Genomic DNA, 11,275 nt, shown 5'->3' with positions numbered 1-11,275 from the left:
CGGCCAACCGCCCGGCCAGCTCGGCGGTGGTGAGCACCGCCACCGGCGCGGCATCGGCCACCAGGAACCCGATCCGGGTATCCGGCGAAGAAGGATCGATCGGCAGGTAGGCCGCCCCGGTCTTGAGCACCGCCAGCATCGCCGCAACCGCCTCGGCCGAACGCGAAAACAGGAGCGCCACAACCTGGCCCGGACCCGCACCGTGTGCCACCAACAGGTGCGCCAGCCGGTTCGACGCCTCGTCCAACTCGCCGTAGGTCGTCGATACGCCCTCGCACACCAGCGCGACCGCGTGCGGTGCGGTGGACACCTGCGCGGCGAACATCTCCGGCACCGACGCCGGCGCGACCACCGGTCCCGTCAAAACCGCCGTATTTCCAAACGCTTCCAACCGGGCACGCTCAGCGTGATCAAGCACATCCACCGACGACAACGCCTGGGCGGGGTCAGCGGTCATGGCCACCAACACGGCCTGCAGCCGCGCGATCAGCGCCTCGATGGTCTCGGCGTCGAACACGTCGGTGCGGAATTCGACGCGCCCACCGATTCCGGCGGCCTCGCCGGTCTCGTTCCAGCGTTCGGCCAGTGAGAACACCAAATCCATTCGGGCCGAATCGGTGTCGACGGGCACGGAGCTGACCTCGAGGTCCCCCAACGCCAGACCGGCGGCCGGATCGTCGTGGCCGGCGAAGTTCTGCCAGGCCAGCATCACCTGTACCAGCGGGTGATGGGTCAGGCTCCGGCTCGGGTTGAGCCGCTCCACCAGCAGCTCGAACGGCACGTCCTGGTGCTCGAAGGCCTCCAAGCTGCGCGTCTGAACCCGTGCCAACAGTTCGGTGAAGCTAGGGTCGCCGGCCAGATCGACCCGCAGCACCAACGTGTTGACGAAGAAGCCGACGAGCTGGTCGAGCGCGCGGTCGCGACGCCCGGCGATCGGGAAGCCGACCGAAACATCCCGGCTGGCAGTGATTTTCGACAAGAGCACCGCCAGCGCGGCCTGCACCACCATGAAGGTGGTCGCGTTGTGTTCGCGGGCCACCCGGCGAACCTGGTGTTGCAGCTCCGCCGGCCAGTCCACGACCACGCTCGAGCCGCGCTGATCGGCGACGGGTGGGTAGGGCCGGTCGGTCGGCAGCTCCAACCGCTCGGGCATGCCCGCCAGGGCGTCCTGCCAGTAGGACAGCTGGGCCGCGATGGGGCTGTCGCTGTCGTCGAGTTCACCGAGTTGCGCGCGTTGCCAGAGCGTGTAGTCGACGTACTGCACCGGCAGGTCGGCCCAACCGGGCGCCCGCCCTGAGGCGCGGCTGGTGTACGCCACACTGAGATCCGTGGCCAACGGGGTGAGCGACAAGCCGTCCGCGGCGATGTGGTGCACCACGATGACCAGCAGGTGCTCCTGCTCGTCGAGGGTGAAAAGCTTGGCCCGCAGCGGGGTTTCGGCCGCCAGGTCGAATGTGTAGCGCGTCGCCGTTTCGATGGCCTCGTCCAGCTCACCGGCCGAGAAGCCGGTGGCGCCGACGATGTCCCAGCCGAAATCGACCTGCTCGGCGGGAACAACCAATTGCTGAGGCGTTCCCTCGCTGGCGGGGAACAGCGTGCGCAGGCTCTCGTGGCGGCGCACCACATCGGCCACCGCCGCACGCAGCGCGTCGGTGTCGAGTCGACCGCCCAGCCGCAACGCGGCGGCCATGTTGTAGATGGGCGACGGCCCCTGCAGCTGCTGGATGAACCACAACCGGCTCTGGGCGAAGGACAACGGGACCACCGCCGGGCGCTCGGCGGCTACCAGCGGCCGCAGGCGGCCCGCGCCCTCGTCGATGCGGGGCGCCAACTGCGCGACGGTCGGCGCCTCGAACACGACGCGCACCGGCAGATCGGTATCCAGCGAGGAGTTGATCGCCGAGATCAGGCGCATCGTGGACAGTGAATCGCCGCCGAGATCGAAGAACGAGTCGTCGACCCCGACGCGCTCTACGCCGAGCACATCGGCGTAGATGCCGGCCAGGATCTCTTCGACCGCGGTGGTGGGCGCGCGGTAGCTGTCGATGTCTCGGTAATCCGGTGCCGGCAGGGCGCGGGTGTCGAGCTTGCCGTTAACCGTCATGGGCAGCGCCGGCAGCGGGACGACCGCCGCCGGGACCATGTACGCGGGGAGTCGCTCGGCGAGCGCGGAACGGGCCTTGGCGACGTCCACCGTCCCGGTGACGTAACCCACCAGGCGTTTGTCGCCGGGGCGGTCCTCGCGGGCGACGACCACCGCCTGCTCCACGCCGCTCAAAGCGCTTAGCGCCGCTTGGATTTCGCCCAGCTCGATACGGTAGCCGCGGACCTTGACCTGCTCGTCGGCGCGGCCCAGGTAGCGCAGTTGCCCGTCGGGGCCCCAACACACCAGGTCGCCGGTGCGGTACATGCGGCTTCCAGGCGGGCCGAACGGGCAGGCCATGAAGCGCGCCGCGGTCAACGCGGACCGGCGCCAGTATCCGACGCCGACGCCGTCGCCGGCCAGATACAGTTCGCCGACCACGCCGGCCGGCACCGGCCGCAGCCACTCGTCCAGCACGAAGAAGGCGGCCCGCGTGACCGGGGAGCCGATCGGCGGGAAGCCCGATCCGGCTTGCAGCGGTGTGCTCTTGCACGCCCACATCGTGGTTTCGGTTGGGCCGTAGACGTTTACCATCACCCGCCCCGGCGCCCAGCGATCCACCAGTTCGGGCGGGCAGGGCTCGGCGCCGATCACGAGCGCGGTCGCATCCAGACCGTGGGTCGGAAGCATTCCGACCGCGGACGGGGTCTGGGTGAGCACGGTGACGCGCTCACCGACCAGTAGGGCGTGGAATTCTTCCGGTGAGCGCGCCACCGATTCGGGCACCACGACCAGCCGCCCGCCGTGCAGCAGCGCGCCCCAGATCTCCCAGACCGAGAAGTCGAAGGCGTACGAGTGGAACTGCGTCCACACTTGCTCCGGCGACAACTCGACGCCGATCTGCAGCGAGTCGAAGAGTTGGGCGACGTTGTTTTGCGTTACCGCAACGCCTTTGGGCACCCCGGTGGTGCCGGACGTGTAGATGATGTGGGCAAGGTCGTCGGGGGCGGGCGCCGGCGGGGCCGTGGTCGGTTGGTCGGCGACGGCGGGGTCCTGGACGTCGATGACCGCGAGGTCGAACCCGTCCAGCCGGTCGGCCAGCGCCGCGGTGGTGAGCGCGGCGATCGGCGCGGCGTCGGTGAGCATGAACTCCATCCGGGTCGCCGGCAGCGCCGGGTCGATCGGCAGATAGGCCGCCCCGGACTTGAGCGCGGCCAGGATCGCCACGATCGCCTCGGCCGAACGCGAAAACAGCAGCGCGACACGCTCACCCGGGCGGGCGCCGTTGCGCCTCAGTAGATGCGCCAACCGGTTGGCCGCCTGGTCCAGCTCCCGGTACGTCATGGACCGGCCCTCGCAGACCAGTGCCACCGCGCCGGGCGTGCGGGCCGCCTGCGCGGCGAACAACGCCGCGATCGACGCGGGCGTCACCGGCCGGGCCAGCACACCCGCATTGCCCCACTCCTGAAGCCGGGCATGCTCGCCCGCGTCGAGCAGGTCCACGGACGACAACCGGCGCTCGGGCTCGGCGGTGACCGCCGTCAACAGCCGCTGTAACCGCTCGATCAATCCCTCGACGGTCTTGCCTTCGAAGATGTCGGTGCGATACTCCGCCGTCACCGCGATGCCGGCGCGCTGCCCGGACTCGGTCCAGCGTTCGGCCAGGGAGAAGGTCAGATCCATGCGAGCGGTGTTGGTGTGCACCGGCATTGGCGTGACCTGCAGATCCCCCAGGGCCAGACCGCCCGCGGGTGCGGTCACCTCCCCGGGGAAGTTCTCCCAACCCAGCAGCACCTGAATCAACGGGTGATGGGTCAGGCTCCTGGTGGGATTGAGCCGCTCCACCAGCAGTTCGAACGGCACGTCCTGGTGTTCGAAAGCGGCCAGGCTGCGCCGTCGCACCTGGGCCAGCAGCTCCGCGAACGTCGGGTTCCCGGCCACGTCGACCCGCAACACCAAGGTATTGACGAAGAACCCGATCAGCTCGTCGAGCGCGGGCTCGGATCGCCCGGCGATCGGGAAGCCCACTGCCACATCGTCGCCGGCGCCGAGCTTGGCGAGCAGCGCGGCGAACGCGGCCTGAATCACCATGAAGCTGGTCGCGTTGTGCTCGCGCGCTAGCCGGCGGATCTGGTGCTGCAGTTCCGCCGGCCAGTCCACCGCCAGGCGGGCGCCGCGGTGGTCGGCGACCTGGGGGTAGGGCCGATCGGTGGGCAGTTGCAGGCGTTCGGGCAGCCCGGCCAGGGCGTCCGCCCAGAAGTTCAGTTGGGCAGAGATGCGGCTGTCGCTATCGTCCACGTCGCCGAGATGCGCGCGCTGCCATAGCGTGTAGTCGACATACTGCACGGGCAGCGGCGTCCAGTCGGGGGCATGCCCCGCGCAACGGCTGGCGTATGCCACCCCGAGGTCACGCGCGAATGGAGTGATCGACCAGCCGTCGGCGGCGATGTGGTGTACCGCGACCACCAGCATGTGGGTGTCGTCGCTGACGGTGAAAAGCTCGGTGTGCAAGGGGCTTTCGTTCGCCAGGTCAAAGGTGTACCGCGCCGCCGCCGCCATACGCTCACGGAGCCGGTCTTCGGGCCACCCGCGGGCATCGACGACGTCGCAGGCAAAGCCGATCCGCTCGGCGGGAACCACGACCTGCTGCGGGACGCCGTCGGTTGCGGCAAACACCGTGCGCAGGCTTTCGTGGCGGCCCACGACGTCGGCCAGGGCGGCACCAAGCGCGTCGGCGTTCAGGTGACCGCGCAGCTTCAATGCGACAGTGACGTCGTAAATCGGTGAGGGGCCTTGGAACTGGTCGATGAACCACAGCCGGCTCTGGGCGAACGACAGCGGAATCACCGCGGGGCGCTCCCCCGCCACCAGCGGCTCCGGCCGGTTGGCTTCGTCACCGATGAGGAGCACCAGCTCGGCGACTGTGGGCGCGTCGAAGACGGCCCGCACCCCGAGGTCCGCGTTCAGGCTGGTGTTGACCGCCGCGATCAGGCGCATCGCCGACAGCGAATCCCCACCCAGGTCGAAGAACGAGTCGTCGACGCCGACTCGCTCCAGCCCGAGCACCTGGCCGTAGATGCCGACGAGGATCTCTTCGACGGCGGTCGCCGGCGCGCGGTAGCGGTCCACGTCCTGGTAATCCGGTGGGGGCAGGGCCTTTCGGTCGAGCTTGCCCGAGGCGGTCAGCGGGAACTCCTCGAGCGCCACGATGTGCGTCGGCACCATGTACTCGGGCAGCCACGCGCTCAACCGCTCGCGCACCTCGCCGATCTTGGTGTTGGTGCGGGGGTCATTGGCGTGGCTCGTGCGCTGGCGCGTCCCGGCCGGGAGCAGGTAGAGGTCGATCAGGGGCTCGGCGGGCTGGTCGGCGGCGTCGACGAAAACCGCGCTGAGCGTGCCCGGTTGGGTCCCCCAGGTGACCGCGACGCGATAACCGGTGGAATCACCGATGCGATGCAGTTCTTCGGCGACGGCGGCGCCGGGGCCGGCGTCGGAGCCCGCTTGGGTGAGCGCATCGGCCACGGGCAACCCCGCTGCGAGCGCGGTTTCGACGCGGACGTCGGCGATCACTCCGGCCTGGGGGATCTCAGTGATACGGACGACGGCGGGACGTAGCGCCGCCAGTTCGCCGCGCAGCCCGTCCGGGCCCCCGCACTCGGTCCACGACCAGGTGGGCGCGGCGGCCACCGAGCGCGCGCGTGCGGGCGCTTTGTGGATAGCGACGTCGTAGCGGTACCGGTTCAGTTCGTTGTCGGCGAATCCGCGTTTGACTTGGATGTCGAGCCCGTCCGCCGACGGGCTGTTGACCGCCCAGGTGGTGAAGAACTCCGGGGCCAAGAGCAATTCGGTCTCGCCGAGCATGGCATGGCGAACACGCTGCCGGATGTCGGACGCGTCGGTGGCGTCGGCGCCGCTGCGCGCCAGCGCGATTCCGGTTTGGAACGCGGGCTGCAGGGTGTGGTTACGCACGTCACCGATGAACATCGCCCCGCCGGGGGCCAGCAGCTCCATCGCGTTGTCGATGACCTCGGCCAGATATCCCGCGTTGGGGAAATACTGGACGACCGAGTTGAGAATGATGGTGTCGAAGTGCCCCCGTGGCAGTTGGTCTTTGACGTGGGCGGGCTGGGTCAGCAGCTCCACGCGATCGCGCCATCCGAACTGCAACTGCTCCAGCGAGCGGGCCAGCTTTTCGATCGCCACCGGCGAAAAGTCGGTGGCCACATACTGATCGCACTGCGGGGCGATCTGTGACAACAGCAATCCCGAGCCGACGCCGATCTCCAGCACGCGCCGCGGCCGCAACGCCATGATCCGATCCACCGTGGCGGCCCGCCACTCGATCATCTCCTCGAGCGGGATCGGGTCGCCGGTGTAGCTGCTGTTCCAACCGCGGAAGTCCATGCCGAACTCCGACCCGGCATCGGGGCTGTACAACTCGTCGTACAGGTGTTGCCACTCTTCGACGTTTTCCGCGTCGTGGTCGGCGCTGGTGTTGTGGTCGAGGGTGACGTAGGCGACCAGATGGGAACCGGTGCCGGTGTCGTGCACCGTGACAGCGGCCTGGGTCACGTGCGGGCAGGCCAGCAAGGTGTTTTCGATCTCGCCCAGTTCGATACGCTGGCCGCGCAACTTGATCTGGGCGTCGGCGCGACCGACAAAGTCCAGCACGCCGTCGCGGGTCCAGCGCACCAGGTCGCCGGTGCGATACATCCGCTCGCCGGCGCCGCCAAATGGGTTGGCCACGAATCGTTCCGCGGTCAGGTCGGCCCGACCCATGTAGCCGTGCGCCAGCGCCGGCCCGCTCACATACAGCTCGCCCACGACGCCGATCGGTGCCGGGTTCAGCCAGGCGTCGAGCACCACGGCGCACACGCCCGGCACGGGGGTGCCGATGCGGACCGGACCCTCGGCCGACAGCGGCGCAGTGGTGATCCAGATGGTGGTTTCGGTCGGGCCGTAAACGTTCAACATGCGCCGGCCCGGCGCCCAGGCGGCCGCCAGCTCTGCCGGGAACGCCTCGCCGCCGATCATCAGCTTGTCAAACTCGTTCAGCCGGGCGGGATCCAGCGACGAGAGCACCGTCGGGGTCAGGAACGCCGCGTTGACGTGCCGGCTCTGCAGCAGGGCGGTCAGTGGTTCCCCGGCGTACACCTGCGGCGGAGCCACCACCAGCGCCGCCCCGGACGCCGCCGCCAGCAGCATCTCGCCGACCGACGCGTCGAAGGTCGGCGAGGCCACCATCAGTACCCGCGTGTCCGCATCCAATCCGGACGAATCACGTTGCGCCGCAGCCCATCCCAGCAGTCCCGCGTGGCTCAACACCACCCCTTTGGGGACGCCGGTCGACCCGGACGTGAAAATCACGTACGCGGTGTCGTGCGCGGTCAGCGGCGCCAATCGATCGGCGTCGGTGATCGGCACGTCGGACTGCCCGGATAGGTCAAGGCCGTCGATCCGTAGCACCGGCCGCGTGCCGGCCCCGGGCACTTCGTCTGTGTCGCAGGTCAACACGCACATCGCGCCCGCGGCGTCCAGCACAGCGGCGATCCGCTCCACCGGATGGTCCAGGTCCACCGGTGCATGCACGCCGCCGGCCTTGACCGTCGCCCAAAAGGCAACCACCAAGTCGGCCCCGCGGTCCATCGCCACACCCACGGCGCGCTCCGGGCCCACACCCGCGCCGATCAGTTTGCGCGCCAAGCGGGTTGACCACTCGTCGAGTTCGCCGTACGACAAATGCCGGTCGCCGTCGACCACCGCCACCGCGCCCGGGTCGGCCGCCACCGCGGCCGCCAACAACTCCGGCGCCACCCCCACCGGCGCGGCGACACCCGCGCCGGAGAATTGCGACAGCACCAGTTCGCGCTCGCCGCGATCCAGCAGCTCCACGGACGACAGCCGGCGCGCGGGATCGGAAGTCATTGCCACCAACACGCGCCGGAACCGTTCGACCAGCGCCTCGACGCTTGCGGCGTCGAACACGTCGGCGTCGAACTCGACGTGCAGGCCGAGCTCGCGGCCCGGGAGGGCCTCCATCGTCAGCGGGTAGTGGTTGTACTCGCGATTGGTGAACCCGGCGATGGCCAGCCCGTCGGGGCCCAATTCCATGCCGTCGCCGATCGGGTAGTTCTCGTAGACGAACAGGGTGTCGAAGAGCTGCTCGTGGCCGGTGAGGCGATGAATGTCGCTGAGCGCCAGGTGTTGATGCTCAAGCGTGTCGTTGTTGGTGTCCTGCAACTGCCGCAGCAGGTCCGCGGTGGTGGTCGTCGCGGTGATGTCGGCGCGCACGGGCACGGTGTTGATCAGCAGCCCCACCATCGATTCGGCGCCGGCCACTTCGAGTTGGCCCACGCGCGACCGGGGGGTGCCGAAGACGACGTCCGGTTGGCCGGTCAGCGACGTCAGCAGCAACGCCCAGGCGCCCTGCAGGACGGTGCTGACGGTGGTCTGGCACGAGCGCGCGAGTTCGGTGAGGGCTCGGGTGGTTTCCTCGGCCACGCGGAACGATCCCGATCCGCGCCGCCCTCGTCCCAATCGGTCCTTCGGGCCGACCAGTGTGGGCGTTTCGAAGTCGGCGAGCACCCGGGCCCAGGCCGCGCGGGCGGCTTCGAGGTCCCGATCGGCCAGCCAGGTGACGAAGGTGCGGTAGCGCGCGGCCGCGGCGAGCGGCTCACCGTAGTAGCTCGTGAAGACTTCACGCAGCAGGATCGGCAGTGACCAGCCGTCGAGCACGATGTGGTGGTTGGTCAGCACCAGCCGGTGCCGGTCGATCCCGTTGCGCACCAACGCCACCCGGAAGGGCGGCTGGCCGGCCAGGTCGCAGACCGCGGCGCGTTCGTCGGCGCACAGCCGCTCGATCTGCTCCTCGGTATCGAGCTCGACGTAGCGCCAGGCCACCACCGGAGTGGCCGGAATGATCTGCACCGGCTCCTCGAAGCGCTCGTAGAACCGGGCCGCCAGGTGGGGATGCCGGTTGATCACCGTGCGCACCGCGTCGTGCAGGCGGTCGGGGTCGAGGGGGCCGGTGAGCGTGAAATCCAGCTGCACCGCGTACATGTCGTCGCTGCCTTGCGCGGTGCTGGAATGGAAGAGCAGACCCTGCTGCAGCGGGGTCAGCGGCAGGATGTCGGCGGGTTCGTACCGCCGATGCAGCTCGTCGATCTGCGGTTGGCTCAGCCGGGCGGGCGCGATGTCCGACGGCGTCAGCCCGCCGCCACCGGCTCGCACGTGCGCGCAGATGCCGGACAACGCGTCGAACCACAGTTGGCTCAGCCGGGAGATCTGCGCTTCGTCGAGGGCCGACGGCGCCCAGGTCCAGTTGGCGTGCAGCTGCGGGCCGGCGTCGGTGTCGACGGTGCCGGCGTTGAGTTCGACGGTGTGCGCCAACGACATCGGGATCGCCGCGGCGGCAGCGGTCACGGACAGGCTCTCCGGGTGCAGCCGCCACAACTCGTCGGACAGCTCGTGGCCGGCGATCAGGCGACCGAGATAGTTGAACCCGATCGTCGGGTCGCCGCCGTCCAGCTCCACGTCACCGTTCAGGTAGCGCAGCGCGCCGTACGTCAGCGGGTGCGGCACGGCGCGGAGCTGTTCCTTGGCCTCTTTGATCACCGCCCCCAGCGCCGGCTCGCCGGCCAGCACCTGCGCCCAGTCCAGCCCACCGGCCGTCAGTGACACCGGGTATTTGGTGGTGAACCAGCCGACCGTACGCGACAGGTCCACATCCGGCGCGAGTTCCTCGTGCCGGCCGTGACCTTCGACGTCGATGCCGATCGGCCCCGCGGCATCGCTGAAGAACTCCGCCCATGCCAACGCGAACGCGATCAACAGAATGTCTTGCACGCCAGCGTGAAACGCCGCTGGCGCCTCGCCGAGCAGTGTGCGGGTGGTCTCGACGTCCAGGGACGCCGACAGGTGCCCGGCGGTGGCGTAGGTGTCGGTGTCGGGCCGTATCGCCGGTAGCGAAGACGGGGTCGCCGCGATTCGCGTCCAGGCATCGGCCTGTTCGATAACCTCCGGGCGGTGCGCATGCTCGCCGAGCAGCGTGGCCCATCGGGCGAACGACGTGCCACCCGTCGGCAGCGCCGCCGGCTGACCGCCCCGGTGCTGCGCCCAGGCGATGTTCGAGTCCTCCAACAGGATTCGCCAGGAAACCCCGTCGATGGCCAGATGGTGGACGATCATCGCCAGCTGGCGGGTGGGACCGACCCAGAGCGCGCTCAGCATGGTCCCGGTGGCGGGGTTGAGCCGCGACCGCGCCTCCACCAGCGCCTCATCGGACAACGCGTCCACGGATCGCAGGCAGCCGGCCGCGTCCACCGAGCCGGGCTCGGGCACCCGCAACGATCGCTCGTCGCCCTCGACGCGCAGCCGCAGCATGGCGTGCCGATCCAGCAGGGCCTGCAACACGGACACCACGTCGGCCTCGGTCACTCCGGCGGGCGCCTGCAGCACCATCGTCTGGTTGAACTGATCGGTGGGGCCGCTAACGCCTTGCAGCCACCGCATGATCGGGGTGGCGACGACGGGGCCGAGGCCCTCGTCGATCACGCCGGCCTCGCCGTCGATCGCCCCGACCACGCGGGCCAGGCGGGCAACCGTCTGTTCGACGAAGACATCCCGGGGACGGCACGTCAAGCCGGCCGCCCGCGCTCGCGACACCACCTGCAGGGCCGAGATACTGTCGCCGCCGAGTTCGAAGAAGGAGTCGTCGATGCCGACGCGGTCGACACCGAGGACCTCGGCGTAGATGGCGGCCAGGATCTCTTCGGTGGGGCTATTCGGGGCGCGGTAAGCGCCGGCCTGGTATTCCGGCGCCGGTAGCGCGCGGGTGTCCAGCTTGCCGTTGGCGGTCAACGGCAACGCCGGAAGGACCACGATGGCCGCGGGCACCATGAACGCCGGCAACCGCTCCGAAAGCCGCGCCCGCAGCTGCGCCGCATCGGCGGTCCCGGTGACATAACCGACCAACCGCTTATCCCCGGGGCGATCCTCACGGGCGATCACCACCGCCTGCCCCACCCCATCCAAAGCACCCAGTGCGGCCTGGATTTCACCCAACTCGATGCGATAACCGCGGATCTTGACCTGCTCATCGGCCCGACCCAGATAGCGCAGCTGACCGTCAGCACCCCAGCACGCCAGGTCCCCGGTCCGATACATCCGCTGCCCGGGCCCGCCGAACGGACA

Annotated in this window: 1 protein-coding gene; it reads right to left on the bottom strand. The window is 69.5% G+C overall.

The window, feature by feature from the left end:
* Window positions 1-11,275: non-ribosomal peptide synthetase (locus A5756_RS15810; RefSeq protein WP_156659562.1), on the bottom strand; the 11,275-nt coding region annotated here is incomplete at both ends.

The sequence above is a fragment of the Mycobacterium sp. 852002-53434_SCH5985345 genome (genome assembly GCF_001667155.1).
GTDB lineage: Bacteria > Actinomycetota > Actinomycetes > Mycobacteriales > Mycobacteriaceae > Mycobacterium.
Note: the sequence above shows the minus strand (reverse complement) of the source record. Positions and strands in the feature narration are given on the sequence as shown.